Annotated in this window: 16 protein-coding genes; 6 read left to right on the forward strand and 10 right to left on the reverse strand. The window is 47.2% G+C overall.

Annotated elements, in window-relative coordinates; all coding sequences use genetic code 11:
* Positions 1-310: 310 nt before the first annotated feature.
* The gene (lacZ, locus tag AC58VC_RS03795) at positions 311-3,454 is read right to left on the reverse strand and encodes a beta-galactosidase, LacZ type (RefSeq protein ID WP_497367489.1); all 3,144 of its coding nucleotides are present in this window, start codon (positions 3,452-3,454) and stop codon (positions 311-313) included.
* A 132-nt stretch (positions 3,455-3,586) separates the two neighbouring features.
* On the opposite strand from lacZ, the gene AC58VC_RS03800 reads away from it, so the two are divergent.
* Positions 3,587-4,441, forward strand: coding sequence for a helix-turn-helix domain-containing protein (locus AC58VC_RS03800; protein ID WP_497367490.1), 855 nt, complete (start codon positions 3,587-3,589; stop codon positions 4,439-4,441).
* A 49-nt stretch (positions 4,442-4,490) separates the two neighbouring features.
* Here the strand turns inward: AC58VC_RS03800 and AC58VC_RS03805 are convergent, their stop codons facing one another.
* Positions 4,491-4,781, reverse strand: a complete 291-nt coding sequence (locus tag AC58VC_RS03805) for a hypothetical protein (RefSeq protein WP_497367491.1) — start codon at positions 4,779-4,781, stop codon at positions 4,491-4,493.
* A 168-nt stretch (positions 4,782-4,949) separates the two neighbouring features.
* On the opposite strand from AC58VC_RS03805, the gene AC58VC_RS03810 reads away from it, so the two are divergent.
* On the forward strand, positions 4,950-5,537 hold the full coding sequence (locus tag AC58VC_RS03810; RefSeq protein WP_497367492.1) for a 50S ribosomal protein L25: 588 nt from the start codon (positions 4,950-4,952) through the stop codon (positions 5,535-5,537).
* Positions 5,538-5,608: 71 nt separating this feature from the next.
* On the opposite strand, the gene AC58VC_RS03815 is transcribed toward AC58VC_RS03810, so the two are convergent.
* Both AC58VC_RS03815 and AC58VC_RS03820 read right to left on the reverse strand, forming a co-directional pair.
* Positions 5,609-5,818 carry a YodN-related protein gene (locus tag AC58VC_RS03815; protein ID WP_477503025.1) on the reverse strand — a complete coding sequence of 70 codons (210 nt, stop codon included), beginning with the start codon at positions 5,816-5,818 and terminating at the stop codon, positions 5,609-5,611.
* A 61-nt stretch (positions 5,819-5,879) separates the two neighbouring features.
* Positions 5,880-6,068: a hypothetical protein gene (locus AC58VC_RS03820; protein WP_497367493.1), complete on the reverse strand. Its 189-nt coding sequence runs from the start codon at positions 6,066-6,068 to the stop codon at positions 5,880-5,882.
* Between the two features lie 182 nt (positions 6,069-6,250).
* On the opposite strand from AC58VC_RS03820, the gene AC58VC_RS03825 reads away from it, so the two are divergent.
* From AC58VC_RS03825 to AC58VC_RS03840, 4 genes are all read left to right on the forward strand, one after another.
* Positions 6,251-6,841, forward strand: coding sequence for a TetR/AcrR family transcriptional regulator (locus tag AC58VC_RS03825; protein ID WP_497367494.1), 591 nt, complete (start codon positions 6,251-6,253; stop codon positions 6,839-6,841).
* Between the two features lie 13 nt (positions 6,842-6,854).
* Positions 6,855-7,289 (forward strand): DoxX family protein, encoded by a 435-nt coding sequence (locus tag AC58VC_RS03830; RefSeq protein ID WP_497367495.1) that lies wholly within the window; start codon positions 6,855-6,857, stop codon positions 7,287-7,289.
* Positions 7,255-7,473: a hypothetical protein gene (locus AC58VC_RS03835; protein WP_497367496.1), complete on the forward strand. Its 219-nt coding sequence runs from the start codon at positions 7,255-7,257 to the stop codon at positions 7,471-7,473. The genes AC58VC_RS03830 and AC58VC_RS03835 overlap by 35 nt, the downstream gene beginning before the upstream one ends.
* Before the next feature lie 496 nt (positions 7,474-7,969).
* Positions 7,970-8,878 carry a helix-turn-helix domain-containing protein gene (locus tag AC58VC_RS03840; RefSeq protein ID WP_497367497.1) on the forward strand — a complete coding sequence of 303 codons (909 nt, stop codon included), beginning with the start codon at positions 7,970-7,972 and terminating at the stop codon, positions 8,876-8,878.
* 67 nt (positions 8,879-8,945) lie between these two features.
* Here AC58VC_RS03840 and AC58VC_RS03845 read toward each other — a convergent pair whose 3' ends face one another.
* The 6 genes from AC58VC_RS03845 to AC58VC_RS03870 all read right to left on the reverse strand — a co-directional run bounded on the left by AC58VC_RS03845 (position 8,946) and on the right by AC58VC_RS03870 (position 16,097).
* Positions 8,946-10,646, reverse strand: a complete 1,701-nt coding sequence (locus tag AC58VC_RS03845) for a DUF8769 domain-containing protein (protein WP_497367498.1) — start codon at positions 10,644-10,646, stop codon at positions 8,946-8,948.
* Positions 10,639-11,694 carry a glycoside hydrolase family 88/105 protein gene (locus AC58VC_RS03850; RefSeq protein WP_497367499.1) on the reverse strand — a complete coding sequence of 352 codons (1,056 nt, stop codon included), beginning with the start codon at positions 11,692-11,694 and terminating at the stop codon, positions 10,639-10,641. Before AC58VC_RS03850 ends, AC58VC_RS03845 begins: the two co-directional genes overlap by 8 nt.
* A gap of 172 nt (positions 11,695-11,866) precedes the next feature.
* Entirely contained in the window at positions 11,867-12,748 is an 882-nt protein-coding gene (locus tag AC58VC_RS03855; RefSeq protein ID WP_497367899.1) for a sugar phosphate isomerase/epimerase family protein, read from the reverse strand.
* A 28-nt stretch (positions 12,749-12,776) separates the two neighbouring features.
* Positions 12,777-13,637, reverse strand: a complete 861-nt coding sequence (locus AC58VC_RS03860; protein WP_497367500.1) for a sugar phosphate isomerase/epimerase family protein — start codon at positions 13,635-13,637, stop codon at positions 12,777-12,779.
* A 30-nt stretch (positions 13,638-13,667) separates the two neighbouring features.
* On the reverse strand, positions 13,668-14,726 hold the full coding sequence (locus AC58VC_RS03865) for a Gfo/Idh/MocA family protein (RefSeq protein WP_497367900.1): 1,059 nt from the start codon (positions 14,724-14,726) through the stop codon (positions 13,668-13,670).
* 162 nt (positions 14,727-14,888) lie between these two features.
* Positions 14,889-16,097 carry an MFS transporter gene (locus tag AC58VC_RS03870; RefSeq protein ID WP_497367501.1) on the reverse strand — a complete coding sequence of 403 codons (1,209 nt, stop codon included), beginning with the start codon at positions 16,095-16,097 and terminating at the stop codon, positions 14,889-14,891.
* Positions 16,098-16,226: the final 129 nt, after the last annotated feature.

A 16,226-nucleotide genomic window follows, 5' to 3' on the forward strand; every position in this document is an offset into this window, starting at 1 on the left:
GTTTAGCTCCTTTTTTATTCAAATAATTAACTTTTCTAGCGATCAGGAGTGGCTTTCGCACCGGTGATTACTGCAACGATGTAAAACATCATTGCAGCATAAGATAGCCCCGCGAGAGATGCGGTAACGATGGAAAACATCGCTACACGCCCTACTCAGCTAGGATGCGCAAGGCGGATGCTTATGCAACGATGCAAACCATCATTGCAGCATAAGATAGCCCCGCGTGAGATGCGGTAACGATGTAAAACATCGCTACACGCACCTCACGCGACTTCACGCACCTCGGTCGCGCTATGAAAGCTCTTTTTTAGATCCCTTTAAAGCTGAACGAGTAGGCATACGTGCGATTGGCGAACAGGGTGAACTCCGGATGCGTTCGTGCCCCCCAACTATCATCTCCGCCAACACCCATTTGCTTGTAATTAACGCGCAGCACAACTTTCTCACTGACTGGCAGCTTATAAGGGTGGTCATGAGCTTCCAATTCCGAAGGCGAATAGGGCAGAGCATTCAATTCGACGGTCGGCAGCCCTGTAATACGGAGTCCGCGGCCCGCGCTATCCGTTAGTGTCGCCCAGCGGACATCCGTTTTATTGCCGCATTCTTGCGGGCGTAAGTACGGAACGAATTGTTCCTCGACCGTTCCGCTGTGCAGCGCCAACTTCGCTCCTGTTGCTCGGTCCCAATGATTTTCGTGCGGCCCGCGGCCATACCAGCTTAATTGCTGGAAGGAACGGTCCAGCTCCAGCATCATGCCGATTTCTGGAATTTCAGGCAGGTTAGCGCCGGGAACAAGCTCCATCCGCACCTCCACTTCCCCATCCGGCGATGCCGTGTATACTAGTTTCACAGTTGAAGCTGGCGTTGTAGCAAGTTCATAATAACCGTGAACTTCTGCGCGGCCATCCCTAGAAGACTTCACTTGCAAAGCTTGCAGCGTTCTCCCGCTGCCTGCTTCTTGCCATGGCGCGCATCGAATATGATGCTTGTTGCCGCGATCGTTATCCGTGTAAGCGCGCCAGAAATTAGGCGATGGGCCTGTCAGGAACAACTCGCTTCCTTCGTACTGATAGGAAGTGATATTGCCGGTTGCAGCATCGAATTGAAGCGAGAAATGGCTTCCTTTCAGCGTAATTGTTTCAGCCGTGGTGGTAATCTGCACACCGCTCAGCTCCGACACCGCTGCAGCAGATTCTGCTTGTGCAACCAAGTCGGTAAGTGCCCACGCCTGACGGACAGGCAGCAAGAACTGCTCCCATGCGATCTCATGCCCTTGTGAAGCCCATAAGGTATCTTCTTTCAATTGAAGGCTGATTGTGAGCACGAACTCATCATTCGGCCTGACAGCTTCATACGGATCCAATTCGAGTTCAATTGTCGCTGTTTCACCTGGCTTCACATTGAATTGACCATTCCTCGATTCGCCAGTAACAACGCCATTATGTTCGATCGTCCACGTCCATTTAAACTCGTTAAGATCCGTGAACAAAAATTGATTCGTTACAGCTACTTGACCTTTTGCCAAATCAACCGCTGTTATTTTCACATTTTCATAGCATTTTTTCACTTCATGGATTTTCGGAGATGGTGTACGATCGGCGAAAATCAATCCGTTCCCACAGAAATTGCCATCATTCGGCTTATCCCCGAAATCGCCGCCGTAAGCTTGATAAGTCACACCATCAGGCGTTGTTGTACGGATGGATTGGTCGATCCAATCCCAAATAAAACCACCTTGGAGAATCGGGTACTTATCAAACAGTTCCCAATATTTAAATAAATTACCGCAGGAATTCCCCATCGCATGACTGTATTCACATAAAATAAATGGTTTCTTCGGTTTATTATTCGCGTACTCTTCGATCTTTTCAATTTTGGTGTACATTTGACTTTCGATGTCAGAGGACGCTTCAGAGCTCCGGCAGTGGAATACCCCCTCGTAGTGAACAACCCTGGACGGATCCGCCTCACGAAGGAAGTCATGCATTTTAATAAAATTATCCCCGCCCCACGACTCATTCCCAAGTGACCAAATCACGATCGAAGGATGGTTCTTATCTCGTTGCATCATGGAATTCGCGCGATCCAGAACGGCCTCCGTCCATTCAGGCTTGCTGCCCGGTACCGTATCCCCTTCTTCCTCTTGGGCATAGCTCCACGATCCGTGTGTTTCAAGGTTTGTTTCATCAATTACATATAATCCATACTCATCACATAACTCATACCAACGTGCATTGTTCGGATAATGGGACGTGCGCACGGCGTTGATATTAAATCGTTTCATCAGCAAAATATCTGCAAGCATGCTGTCGTTATCGACGCTGCGGCCCCGGTCTGTGTCAAACTCATGGCGGTTGACGCCTTTGAATACGATGCGCTCGCCGTTGATTTTCATCAATCCGTCGTGAATTTCGAACTTACGGAAGCCTACTTTGCAGCTCTCGGTTTCCAACAGGGCTCCACGCTCGTCCTTCAAGCTCAAAACCAGCGTATAGAGGTTAGGCTTTTCCGCGCTCCATAGCGCCGGGCTTTCCACCTTAACAGATAACTCCACATCCTGCTTCAGATTGCCGCTTAGGTCAACTGTAGCAGATAGAGGAGCATGCCATAACGGCTTGTGCTCGCTGTCATATAAAATAGCTTCTACACGGTGCGTTCCCTTGCCAAGACCATCATAATTCGTAACTTTCGCCTGAATGCGCAGTTCGGCATGTTCGAAAGAATCATCCAAATCCGTTAGCACTTTGAAATCCGCAATATGTGCGACAGGAGTAGCGTACAGGTAGACATCGCGGAAAATCCCGCTTAACCGCCAGAAATCCTGATCCTCCAACCAGCTTGCATCGCTCCACCGATAAACCTCGACAGCGAGCTTGTTCTCGCCTTCAACCAAGTACGGCGTAATATCAAATTCCGCGGGTGTGAAGGAATCCTGACTAAAGCCCACCAAATCACCGTTCACCCATACATAAAAAGCTGACTCAACGCCTTGAAAACTCAAGTAAACAGGCTGCTCCGCCCAAGATGCCGGAATCGTAAAGCTCCGGGAGTACGAACCAACAGGGTTGTACTTCACAGGGGCAAAAGGAGGTTTCACCTCTTCGTGACCCACCCACGGATAGATGATATTCGTATATTGCGGAAAATCAAACCCCTGCAGCTGCCAGTGGGATGGCACCGGAATGTCGGACCAGCCGCTGCAATCATAGTCGCGTTTATAGAACTCTTGAGGTCTCCCCTCAGCATTCTCCGCAAAATGAAACTTCCAGGTTCCATTCAAAGACTGATAGAAGTCAGATGCTTCCCGAACTCCTGCGAGCGCATCAGCTTCTGAGCGATAAGGCACTAAAGTTGCATGCGCTTCCAAACGGTTTAACTGAAAAATCTGTGGATTATTATTCCATTCTGGGAAGCCGTTCAAAGGTGGTGTGTAGACGTATTTATTAGCCATTGGTTATTACCTCACTTTATTGGTGTTGTATTATTATCAACGATGTTTTTATTGTAACTGACAATATTCTCTAATAAAATATAAGATACTACGCATGGCATATTAAAAAATGAAAGAGATGACTCTGCTCATATGGCTATAGATTACAGGAAATTTTTCGTCATCACCGAGACGGACCGTAAGTTGCCCTTGATCCTGGAAACGGTCGGATATGAGAGTCAGCAGCTTAATTACAAGCGGGAAGAAGGTTATCCCTGCTTTCACTGGCTGCAAACGATTGAAGGTGCCGGTGAGATCATCCTCGACAATCGATCGATTAAGCTTGGTGAGAATCAAGGTATGCTGCTAGCCGCGGGTATTCCTCATGAGTGCAAAGTTCTCTCCACCAAATGGTCGACCTGGTATCTAACCTTTGACGGCGCACTCGCTGCCTCCATCGCTTATGCCCTGGAGTTCCCGTTATCCACCCAGGTCAGCTGGGGCATGGATACTCCACTCGCCAGCATACACGAATATTTTTACGAAAAATATCGTTATAGCTATGACTTCACTGGCATGAACGGCTCGCTAGAAGTTTATCAATTTCTCACTTTGCTCAAAAAGCACGGAAACGTCAACAAAAGCGCCTCCCTCTCCCAGAGCCATGAACGCTTATTGCCGCTCTTATTTCAATTGGAGATAAGTTTTGGTTCTGCCGATGTCGGACTTGCCTGGATGTCCGATGAGCTAGGCGTCAGTCCCCAGCACGTCAATACGCTTTTCCGCAAAGCATTTGGCCTATCACCCTATCAATATCTGCTGCAGCTTCGGCTTCAGAAATCCAAAGAGCTGCTCATTACTGGGCATAACTTGACGGTTAAGCAGATCGCGGAAACAACGGGTTTTCTTGATGCTTCCCATTTTATTTCAACCTTTCGTAAATCCGTTGGTTTAACCCCAGACGTTTTCCGAAATCAATATCATAACAATCAAATAGAAAAAGGATAGAACGAGTCGCCTCGCCTATCCTCATAGGATACATCACTTATTTGTGATTTTAATGATTAGGTACAAACTCACTATGAACCTCAATCAATTTTTGCACGAAAATCTCAAAATCATTTTTACTAGAAGAAAATTTGAAATCGGTTACACCAGTGTTGAAATCAATAACCGTGAGCGCCACGCGGTTCAGGGGGTATTCTGGGATCGGCTCAGAGGCAAGAGTAATATTTTTGAAAGGGTAAATAGACGTTTCACCGTGTAAACGCAGCACAGTCAGATGATCATCTCTCAACTCCAACGAAATATGTTGATCAGAATCAGTGAAACTTTTCAGTGTACTCATCCTTTATCAATCCTCCTCTTGTCCTCTATTTTACTCTCAATTGGTAAGATAAAGAAGCCCAAAATAAAAAAAATCTTCCTATTTATTTCCTGTTTCACTGCTCACGTTAGCGGGTAATTCAGTTATAGGGCTGAACGCCGCTCTAACTATGCTACGGAGGTGCAGAACATGAGTACAACGATTTTACTATCTGAACGAACAGGTCCTGTGAAGAAATTGAGAGAACAAGGTCAAGTTCCCGCTGTAGTTTACAGCTCTCGTATGGATTCCGAACACGTCACCGTCCCGGAAAAAGAAATCCGAGCATCACTGAAACGCAATCCGCATGCTATTCTGAAAGTAGCTTTGCCCTCGAATTCTAAGGAATCTGTCATCATCCATCACGTCCAAAAGGACACGCTGACAGGTCAATTGCTGCACGTTGACTTTTTGCAAATTGATATGAAGGAAAAGCTAGATACCACCATTGCTGTTCACTTTATTGGAGAAGCCAAGGGCACGAAGGAAGGCGGCATTCTCCAAGTGGAGTCGCATGAAGTCATGATACGATGCATGCCTAACAAGTTGCCGGAATCCATTTCGCTCGACATAAGCAATCTTAGTATTGGTGAGCATCTCACCGTTGCCGACCTGAAAGCCCCCAAGAACGTTGAGGTTCTCACCGATCCTGAGACCGTTCTTGTCACGATACTCGGCACACAAAAGCTGGACACGACGCCGGAGTCAGATACACAATTAGAAGCAGCGGCCGAATAAAATGTCTCTATGAAAAACAGACTCTACGCATTAACTGCGCTAGAGTCTGTTTTTATTTGTTCGCGTTTCGATTAGAGATAGGCTTTGCCATAGGCGTGCATCTGGCTGCTCATCACTTTCGAAACGATTAATTTATGTTTTTCGGCCCTAGCTACAATCACTTGCAAACTATTGCGTATTTCTATTGCTTCATCCAAATATTCCTTATCACCAAAAATCTCATAGAGCCTAATATAATCATTATACTCATCCAACCATTGATCGAAGTAAGAAGATGTCATAATCTATCACTCCCTTAGGTCTATGATAGAGCATAAACATTAATTTTTTATTATAAATATATTAATTTTCTTCTTCCTTTTGTAAACCTGTTCCACAGATGATGATGATTGTTACAAATAAAAGCACCCCGAACGCATCCCACCACATACTTTCCGTAACATTCGGAAGACTCCCAATAGCAATAATGAGCACAGGGCAGAACCACAGCATTTTTTCTAATTTAACACGAATTGCTTTTCGTCTTTGCAAGTTGTATGACCCCTATATGCTGCAGTATGTTGTTTAGACCTGACACCGTATACACTTCGGAGATAGCGCACCCTTTCTGTCCGTCTAAATCAATCCAATTTGTGGTAAAAAATCTATTTACAAACCGATGGTCGGTATTTATAATGGAGTTATCACACGGATATGAAAAAGGAGTGTAGGTGTTGAAACAAGAGGAGCGCAGACAGCAAACAACGGGAGTTCTGCTGGCATCAACCAAAGAGCTCATCCGCGAAAAAGGGTGTGAAGTGATCACCATGAAGGATATTATGGACCAATCTGGTCTATCCAAAGGTGCTATTTTCCATTATGTGAAAAGTAAAGATGAAATCTTCGCCTGGGTGCTTCAGGAGCGGCTGGATGCAACGAATGAACGCTTTCAAGATGTTGTACAACAAGGTGGCGCCACATTCGAAGGACCAATGGAGAAAATCCTAGAGAACCTCCGAGCACTGGATGATGCGCAGGAAGTGACCAACAAAGTATTGATTTACTTGCTCGGAAAAGAAGATCAGCCATCCGTTGCCGAAACGCTCAGGTTGTATTACGAACGTTCCGTGCAAGTATCTAAAGAGTGGATCGTCACTGGCCAATCGCACGGCGTTATTCCGGAATCGGTGGATGCGGATAAAACAGCCGACATGTTTGTTCTTCTTTCCCTCGGATTGCGTGTCCGTTCTACAATTCCGAAGGTGGCTGCCCAGTTTCAAATTGAAGATTTCGCCAGTATGATGACACAATTACTTAAAAGATAAAGGAGGACTTAAGATGATTCCTTTTTATGCTTTGATTGTTTCCTATTTGATATTTTGGGTGCTCGGACTGCTCGGTTTGTCTCATTTCCAAGGTTGGCATACGCCCCTGCAAGGAGCAGTCGCCGTCATGCTGCTTCTAACTGCTTCTGCTCATTGGGGAAAAAGAAGGCCTGACCTGATCCGCATGGTTCCCCCGGCTTTCCCGAGACCTGACTTCATAGTCACGGTCACGGGTTGGTTGGAAATTGCGGCTGCGATCGGCATCCTGTTTCCTATTACATCCCGTGCGGCCTCGATCTGCCTGATGGTGCTGCTCGTCGCGATGTTCCCGGCCAATGTGCGTGCCGCCCGCAATAAATTAACGATTGGCGGCGCGCCTACGCCTACACTGCCGGTGCGTACGGTTATGCAGCTTGTTTTTCTGGCTGCGATTTATTTCGCGGGCTGAGCGGGGCAGCTTCCAGCAGCGAGAAACGCAGCAAGCTAATAAGGTGCTGGCCAGCCATAACTGCCTCCGCGGCAGCACGGCGGGAGCACTGCGGGAGCACTGTGGGAAAGCCGTGCTGGCACCGGATGAGGATGTGCACACTCTGTCTTTATATAACGGACCTCACTGCCGTTATTCACGTTAAATTCTGCTTTTCTCAACTCTAATGGACTCAAGTGCCGTTATTCGTCCAATTCACAGCCGATTTTTAAGATATTAATGTGAATAGCTGCTCTTGTGTCCGTTAGAATTTCGGGGAGCCTTGTTTTCTTCCAATAAGGTCTACACTGTCCGTAAGCAGTTGTTCAAGACCGCTTCAACCGCTCCCAATGATCCTATACAACGATGTTTTACATCGTTATAGTACCTCCGGCGCCGCTTTTACCCGCTCCAACGATGAAAATCATCGTTGGAGCTACAAAAAAACCTGACTACCACACCCCTTGCTGCTCCCAACGATGTTTTATATCGTTGCGGTCACTCATATGTGGTCGCCGCGTGCCGCAACGATGAAAATCATCGTTGGAACTCAGCTATCCCATACTCCAACGAATTCTCGGGAAATAAGTGTTAAAGCTTGTCTTCATACAAGCCTATCTCTTATAGTAAGTGCAGTTAGTGACAACAAGGAGGCGAAATTCGTGAGCAAAACGATTCCTGCGACAGTCCGTGCTTACGCCATTGACGACTTTACGAATCATTTTCTGGCGAATTATCCTGTGCATTGCGAGCTGCGCAAGTCGCCGCTGCATCAGCAGCTTCTGCATGCCCATAATGGTTACGAATTTTATTTTGTTCTCCAAGGGACAGGCTCTTACATTGTTGGCGATCAATTGTATCCCCTGCATGCCGGCACACTGACAGTCATCCAGCCAAACGTCATTCATCGTCCCTATCATGTGTTAGACACGGATTTCCACAGGTACGTCCTTTCCATCGATGAATCTTATATGGAGGGGCTCCATGCACTCTGCCGAACGACTGACTTGTCGATCTCCAGGTTCTTAAAGGCGATCCATCCTGAATCAAGTCATCACTTCTTAACGGTGCAACAGCTGGATCAACTTCACATGCTGCTCGCTCAGCTAGAACAAACACTCAAAAATAAAGAGCCGCATTTCGAATTAAATGTGCTAAAATGCATGTCAGAATTTTTCCTCCTGCTGTTTGGTTTGCATAACGAGGCTGCTAATTCTGACTCCCCCAGGTCGGAGGATGAGCGGTTGATCAGTAATGTACTCTCCTATTTGATTGCACACTATCAAGAGGATTTGCATGTCGACGACCTGCTTGAACTTTTTCCCGTTTCGCGCTCCCGGTTGTTTAACTTGTTTAAGGAAACCACTGGCAGCACGATGAAACAGTTCCTCTCCGACTATCGTTTGAATAAAGCGAAGCGACTGCTGGGAGAAACGGATCTGCCAGTCACCGAGGTCGCAGCGGCAACGGGATTTGGCGATATTTCGCATTTTTTTAGCGTGTTCAAAAAAGGCACCGCTCGCACACCCAAGCAGTATCGCAAGGAAGCAATGAGTGCTGCTCGGGGTTGATTTTACAACGGAGAACATCAAACAGAACAAGCCAGAAAGTCATCGTAGACCTTCTGGCTTGTTTCTTCTATTTCAGCGTGAGCAGCAGAGATTGGGGAAGCTGTGCAACAGTGCCCCGGTACAATTCGTCGGTCTTGCCTGGTGCAACCGGAAGCGTAATCGACATGCGATCCTCGCCATGCCCTGTCTCCGCTGTAATAGCTCCCTCCTGCGGCGTAAGCTTGAACTTAGGCGGCGTCTTCTGTGCCTCACCTAAGGAGAGTGCAAACATCCACACGGCTTTTTGCAGCTCGTGGAAATCAAAATCACGCGATGTCCCCGCATAAATGACATAGTCCAAGTTCAAAGCGCCAGGCTCCCGTTCCACCTTCGCTTCTAAAGTTCCATAATCCGATTCGTCAAGAATCGCTTCCAGGTTCAGTCTAGTCTTGCCGATCACGGTACTCAGCTTTTTCTCATCCTGCACGATCGGCAGCTCCAATTGTTCCACATCGCCGCCAAGGGCAATCCGGATGCGCAAGTCACTCGCTTGGAATCTCCCGTTAATGATGTCCAGATCCTGATGCCAAGCGCCATTATCAGTGGCTAAGTTGAACCCATACAGGATCTCATCGCGAGACTGAACCCCCGTAAAGATTGCTGAACAGAAATCTTTGCCGTCTTTTAAGAACTGCAGCAGGACGGAAACCTTTCTTCCACTGCCGGCATCGATAAAGCCAATCAGATTCCGCCGCTGATTCCACATACTTCCATGGGTATAGCTGCCCAAGGTGAATTTCTCATTTTGATAGGTTGTCGCATAACACTGATAACCCGTCTCAGACTCCATCATCGTAGCTTCTGTGAAGTAACGTTCCTCATCTGTTTTGAAATACGACTTATACTGATTTGGGCAGCGGATGCCGTTTGTATCTGCGCTTTGATCATCGCTAAGCGCTTCGTTTAAAAACCTGCGATCCCGTTCTGTTAGCATCGTATGATATGTACGGCTGTATGGACCGCCCCACTCCTGCGTGATCGCATGGTAATGTTGTGCAATCATGCGCCACGCAAGGTCCAGCAGTTCGCTTGCCATCCCAATGGCTTCAGCAGTATTTGTATTTTTATATATACTATTCAGCTCCTGAATCGCAATCGGCGTATAGCATGGACTGTTATACTCGGAAAATGCACCGATACCATTCGTGAATTCATAAAACCGCTTTAATCGCTGCAAACCGTACTGCCGAATCTCTTCATCCTGAAGTGCTTCCCCGCCTCCTAGCGTGACGAAGGCTCCCATAATGGCAATATTGGTGTAATGAGGTCCTACATTCCGTTTAATAATCGCTTGGCACGCATGAAAAACAGACTCGCGAACTTGCTTCACCACATCCGCCGGCAGCAGATCTGCATACAATTTCAAGATTAAAACCAGCTTTTTCCCATGGAAATCCGCCATATTCCAATCCGGACGATCCATTTCATCAAGCGATTCTTCATAAAAATAAGGCCAAATCCCATAGGTATCACGCGATGCATCTTTATCCTGCAAAGGAAGAAGGACTCGCAAAATATCAGCCGCTCTTTCAATTCCATCCCGCTTCCCATGCTGCAGCAAATCGAACGCATAACTCATGGATGGAAATAGTGCCAGCACCTGTGGATGCGACTCCCTTTTCAAAGCGGTATGATAAGTTGCCGTCAAAGGCATCTGTACCAATCCTTTTGCAGGCACATATGCGTTATTCCATACTTGCAAATCTTCGATCAAGGTTTCTTTACTCATGATAGGTATCTCCTTGGTTCCGGCATGTTTCTGCTAGCAGCATGAGCACAAGTCCTTGCCCGTACAAAGTCGGATACTGAGGGATCTCTTGGTAAGCTGTAATGCTTTTCATCACCGGAGTGCCTCCAGATACGCCAGATACTACGCCATCCTCCGAAATGGAGGAAAGTACTGCGGTCAACGCCTTCTCGGTAGCTGCCTGATTTCGGTCATTACGCGCGATGAGACCCAGGTCCATCGCTTTCCGAATGCCATAGCCGATTCCTGCGCTGCCGGAAATCTCCCGGTAAAATTCAGGATGATCCATAACCGTGCTCCACAAACCATCTGCCTGTTGATATGAAATAAGACCGGCGACTAAACGCTCATATCTCACTTTAAGTTCCTCTGGAATAGGAACGAGTGGTGCGAGCTCTTTCACAATTAGTGGCACACCGGCCGCAACCCACGCATTCGCTCGTGTCCATCGTGCAGCTGACATATGGTCCGCGGAGTCACAGTTCCACCCATGAAACAGCACACCACTGTTCTCGTCTTGAAGCACGCTGAGATGAATGAGCACCTGCTGCAGAGCCTCTTCAGCATATTTCGTGCTCCCAACAAGCGAAGCGGTCCGGGCCAAGAATAATACGGCCATGAAAATCGTATCTGCCCACACCTGCTCTGAGAACACCGCATTTTCCGTCACCGTGTGCTCAAAGGCCATCTCTCGCGTACGAGGTGCTTCCTTGATCATCCACTCCGCGATCCGGATCGCCTCATCCCTGTACCATACGTCATCCTGAAGCTGGTTCAGGGCAGGGAAAATGGCAAACGGGGCAATGGAATTAATAACCTTCGTTCCTTTCGCCTTCTCTTTATTCTGTTCGACCCAATCTTGCAGATAAGACAGCACTTCGGGATTCCCCGTAGCTTCATAATACTCAAGCATGGCAATCAAACCAACACCTGGTACCCAATCCCAATGCCCAATATCCATGCCCCAATTCCCGCTGTGATCTCGTATCATTTGCTGCCATATCTGTTGTGCAGTGTTTGCGATTGTCAAGAAAATTCAGCTCCTTTTATATACACAAGCCCATAAGATTTGTTGTTTATAGAACCACTTTACCATCTATAAACGTAAAAGCGCTTGGGCTTCTGTCTTTAAAAAGTGGGGAAAAGTCCAGAGATGCACAAAAAAAGGACCGAGGATAAAATCATCTCCTCAGTCCCAGCTTCTATGATTGATATTTGCGTATGAATGCAATGGCGCTTGCGATATCTTTCTCCGGCTGATCCCCAACTTCGCGCTCGATCGTCAAGTAGCCTTTGTAGCCAATGTCACGCAGCGTTTGAAAGTATCGCGCAAAATCTACATGCCCTTCACCCAGAGCAAGCTCGCGGTAATACGGCCCGGATGTCGCGGCCTCGGCGATTTGCTCATGACTCATCGGCTTGTATCCTAGAGAGCCGTACACTTCGCGCGGATCAGCCTCACGCAGGCGAATACCGTCTTTTACATGCGTATGGACGATATAATCCTTAAGTGTGATAATACCTTGAACAGGATCATCGCCTGTAACCATGACCATATTCGCAGGGTCGAAGTTAACCGAAACTCCGTTGGTAGACAGGGAGTCCAGGAAGCTTTTCAAGTGCGCAGCAGGTTCTGGACCCGTTTCGATGGCAAAATAAGCGTCTAAGCTTTTGGCATATACCCCTAATTCCTCACATGCACGGTGCATCGTTTCATAGATCGGATCGTTCGCTTGCTCAGGCACGACACCGATATGCGTAGTAACAACCTTGGTGCCAAGCTCAACAGCAAGGTCTAGAATACGCTTCGACTTCTCGATTTTCTCCGCATTCACAGTAGCATCCTGGAAACCATGACCGCCCAAATCGCCGCACAATGCTGAGATTTCAAGCCCAAGTGAGGCAATGTAGTCTTTCAGCTCCTTACGTGCTCCGGGTGATAAATTCGCCGGGTCCATCTCGCCGGATACTGCATAAATCTGCACCCCGTCTGCGCCAAGTTCCTTCGCTTTCTTCAAACCGTCCCGCACACCAAGTCGGAGACTGTCCACCATGATACCAATTGGATTCATTCGAATTGTCAACACCTTTCGCATAGCTATGAATTGCTGTCTATTTCATATCTTCCCATAATCTTTTGATGTTTTGCAACCCGATCAACGTCCCCGTTTTGCACTCTTCCATACCTTCAAACTCCAAGGAAATGTAACCGTCATAACCAGAGTCTTTGATAACGCGAAGCACTTCTCTCATATCCATATCTCCGTGTCCCACAATAGCGCCGCGCAAGTAATTACCCTGCAAGGTTTGGAACCAGCCTTGACCTGGATTTTGGTGAGACGGACGCAGATAAAAATCTTTGATATGGACCATTGAAGCATAGGAAATGTTATTTTTCACGGCAGCTACAGAGTTCTCGTCAGCGCACATGAAATTACCCACATCCAGTGTCGTCCGGAAATTCGGACGGTCTACGGCTTGGATTAAAGCTTGAACCCGGTCACTGTGCTGAACAAAATAACCATGGTTTTCAACGCTTGTCGTAATGCCGTAGGTTAGGGCATAGTCAGCTATTTGACGGCAGGCTTCAGCCATTCGTTCTAACTGTTTATTGAAATTTGCAATTGAACGGTCCGCGCTTTGCGCGACATCGTGCCGCATCTTTTTGACGCCGAGTCTTGCCGCAAGATCAACTTCACCTTTTACCCGCTCAATTTCCTTGTGGTAAGCTTCATCGGAATCGGTTAGAAAGTTAGCGCCAATCGCATAATTGGAGATTTCGATGCCGCGGGATTCCGCCTTTTCGCGAATACGGTCCGCCAGCTCAAAATTACCAGGCAAATCATAACCGAGCGGCACGATTTCAACATGCTCACCGCCTTGATCTGCAATCCAATCGATGACCGCCATGATGTCCATTTCGCCAGACTTCAGCGCTTGAAATAAACTATACGTGCTAACGCCCAATTTCATATGAATACCTCCATGCTAGTTTCTACCGGACTATAATTTGATTTCTTGGCCTTTTGCAGCTGATTCATAAATACCGCACAACATTTTCATCATGTTAACGCCGTCTTCAACAGGGCTTATCGGTGTACGGCCCGTTTGGCAGCTCTCGATGAAATGATTGATTTCATTTTGAAAAGCTTGCGGCACGTTAATCGATTTCGCATCCGTTTGCGGGGACATATTCAGAATCGTATCGTTCATTTCCGTTACAAAAACAAGCTCAGGCTCAATTTCCACGCCACCCTTGTCCCCATAAAGCTTAACAGCGATCTCATCCTTTTTGGCATGCAGCGTAAAGCTGACATCAATCAGCAGGGATGCTCCATTTTCAAAGCGAATCAAAGCATTTGCCATATCTTCAACCGTATTGTGAGCAACATCATAATCAGCCGCTTTATAAAAGGAAAGATTACGAACATTCGCGCGGTTTCCAAGCTTATTATACGTATTCCCACTGACGGAAACCGGCTTCGGTCTGCCCATCATATACCAGCATAGGTCGATGACATGAACGCCAATATCGATCAAAGGTCCCCCGCCAGAACGCTCCGTATCTGCGAACCAACCACCAGGGTTGCCTAAACGGCGTAGACAGGACGCTTTCGCATAATAAATTTCACCCAAATTATCGTTGTCGATGAAGGACTTGACCAACTGAGCATTGGCATCATATCTGCGGACAAAACCTACTTGCAGCGTTTTGCCTGTTTCACGGACAGCGTCTTGAATGCGGAGCGCTTCCTCTACGGTTTTACAAAGCGGTTTCTCTACGAGAACGTGTTTCCCAGCGCGCAAGGCCGCAATACTTATCTCAGCATGTGTGTTATTCCATGTACAAATACTAACAGCATCTATGTCTGGATTAGCGAGCAATTCATGATAGTCCGTATAGATGTTCTCCACGTTATACTTTGCTGCTTTTTCCTCTGCTCTTTGGCGGTTAAGATCGCACACCGCATATAAATTAGCGTTAGCCTGTTTCGCGTAGGACTCGAAATGCATTTCGGAAATCGAACCTGCTCCAATTACACCAATATTCAACTTGTTCATACTCATAGCAATTTCTTGCCTCCCTTAGTTGTCTTATAAACCTAGAATACCATGGTTTTTGACTAGGTTGAATGTATAGGATGAGCAAGTGCATGGACTATTTGTTCAAAATGAGAAAAGACCCAGCGCCAAATGAAAGCTGCGCCAGGTCCATTTCTTAACTCATATCGACACCGTTTTCGAGTCGGTCCGGCGCCCTTGCTCTTTTAGCATAAAGAAAATATTCATCAGGCCAAACAGCAGGAAACAAATCCAAGGAAGCGCGCGCCAGCCAATTACTGTCCCCAAATCGTACAAATAACCGCCTCCCACATTACCAAGCATAGCGCCAATAGACAAGGCAAAACTATTGAAACCGAAATAGCTGGCTATACTCCCACTCCCTGCAAATTCAGACACCATCGTATTCATCATTGGCTGCAAAAATACTTGCCCGATCATGAACGCGATAACCCCTGCATAAATCCCCAGCATGGACCCCGTCATTCCGATGGTGAAGAGGCCGGCAGCAAGCAGCAAGGTTGCGAGTGACAGCACGCCGAAGGGCTGCATTTTCGATTGGCCGAGCTTGGCAAGTGGAACCTGCAGCAGCACCATAACGACGGCTCCGCACGAATAAATCAGGCCGATATTAGCTCCCGGCGCGATCTGATTCACGCGGAACGGAACAGCGATATAGAGTTGTGCAACGAGCGACCACGCTATCATAGTGAACACCATGAATCGGCGGAAGGCACGGTTTTGAAGGACTTTTTTCATCTGCGGCAACATGCGGGCGTCCTGCGGTTTCTGTTCATTTTTAATTTGCGGCAATAAAAGAAGACTTAAGAAAAAGGAAAAGACAAAAATCAGCGTCGCCGTCAAACTCACATATTTAAAATGAAACCCCATTAAGAGCGCCCCCAGCACTGGCCCCACGATAAACCCCATATTGCTCAGCATTTCACGAATCGCATACACCGTCATCCGATTGTGAGGTGTCGAAAGTGCTGCATAATACGCGTAGCTAGCGGGTTGAAACAGCGCTGCACCCAAACCAGAAAAAAAACAAGCCATAATCAAGCCAGGCACGTGATCTACGAAGCCGAACATTCCGAAACCAAATGTACGAATAAACAATCCGATCAGAATCGTCCGCTTATAGCCAAGCCGATCAGCCAAGGTGCCGCAAAATGCTGAAAGCCCCTGCTGGCTAAGACTGCGAATGGCAGAAATAACGCCAACGATCGTCACACTCAGCAGCAAATCGTTCAGCAAGTAGGATGCGAGCAGCGGAATCATCATATAAAAGCCAACCGCCATGCTGAACGTATTCATAAACATGACCCAAAAGGGCAGCTTAATGTCTTTAAGCTTTTTCCATAGATGCATCATCCATTTCTCCTCGTTTCCACCCTCCGATGTGTAAATCTCTGTCAATCTCAACACGATACCTGATTCTGAGACGATTGCCTATGGGCTTTCTTTGTACGCGCTTGGGTATATTATTGCTGTCAATTT

Source organism: Paenibacillus sp. J22R67 (assembly GCF_059692175.1).

Excerpts from the sequence above, each read along its gene's own strand:
- AC58VC_RS03830 (WP_497367495.1), top strand. The coding sequence starts at position 6,855 with ATGATTCCTTTTTATGCTTTGATTGTTTCCTATTTGATATTTTGGGTG.
- AC58VC_RS03805 (WP_497367491.1), bottom strand. The coding sequence starts at position 4,781 with ATGAGTACACTGAAAAGTTTCACTGATTCTGATCAACATATTTCGTTG.
- AC58VC_RS03865 (WP_497367900.1), bottom strand. The coding sequence starts at position 14,726 with ATGAACAAGTTGAATATTGGTGTAATTGGAGCAGGTTCGATTTCCGAA.
- AC58VC_RS03810 (WP_497367492.1), top strand. The coding sequence starts at position 4,950 with ATGAGTACAACGATTTTACTATCTGAACGAACAGGTCCTGTGAAGAAA.
- AC58VC_RS03800 (WP_497367490.1), top strand. The coding sequence starts at position 3,587 with ATGGCTATAGATTACAGGAAATTTTTCGTCATCACCGAGACGGACCGT.
- AC58VC_RS03860 (WP_497367500.1), bottom strand. The coding sequence starts at position 13,637 with ATGAAATTGGGCGTTAGCACGTATAGTTTATTTCAAGCGCTGAAGTCT.
- AC58VC_RS03845 (WP_497367498.1), bottom strand. The coding sequence starts at position 10,646 with ATGAGTAAAGAAACCTTGATCGAAGATTTGCAAGTATGGAATAACGCA.
- AC58VC_RS03870 (WP_497367501.1), bottom strand. The coding sequence starts at position 16,097 with ATGCATCTATGGAAAAAGCTTAAAGACATTAAGCTGCCCTTTTGGGTC.
- AC58VC_RS03815 (WP_477503025.1), bottom strand. The coding sequence starts at position 5,818 with ATGACATCTTCTTACTTCGATCAATGGTTGGATGAGTATAATGATTAT.
- lacZ (WP_497367489.1), bottom strand. The coding sequence starts at position 3,454 with ATGGCTAATAAATACGTCTACACACCACCTTTGAACGGCTTCCCAGAA.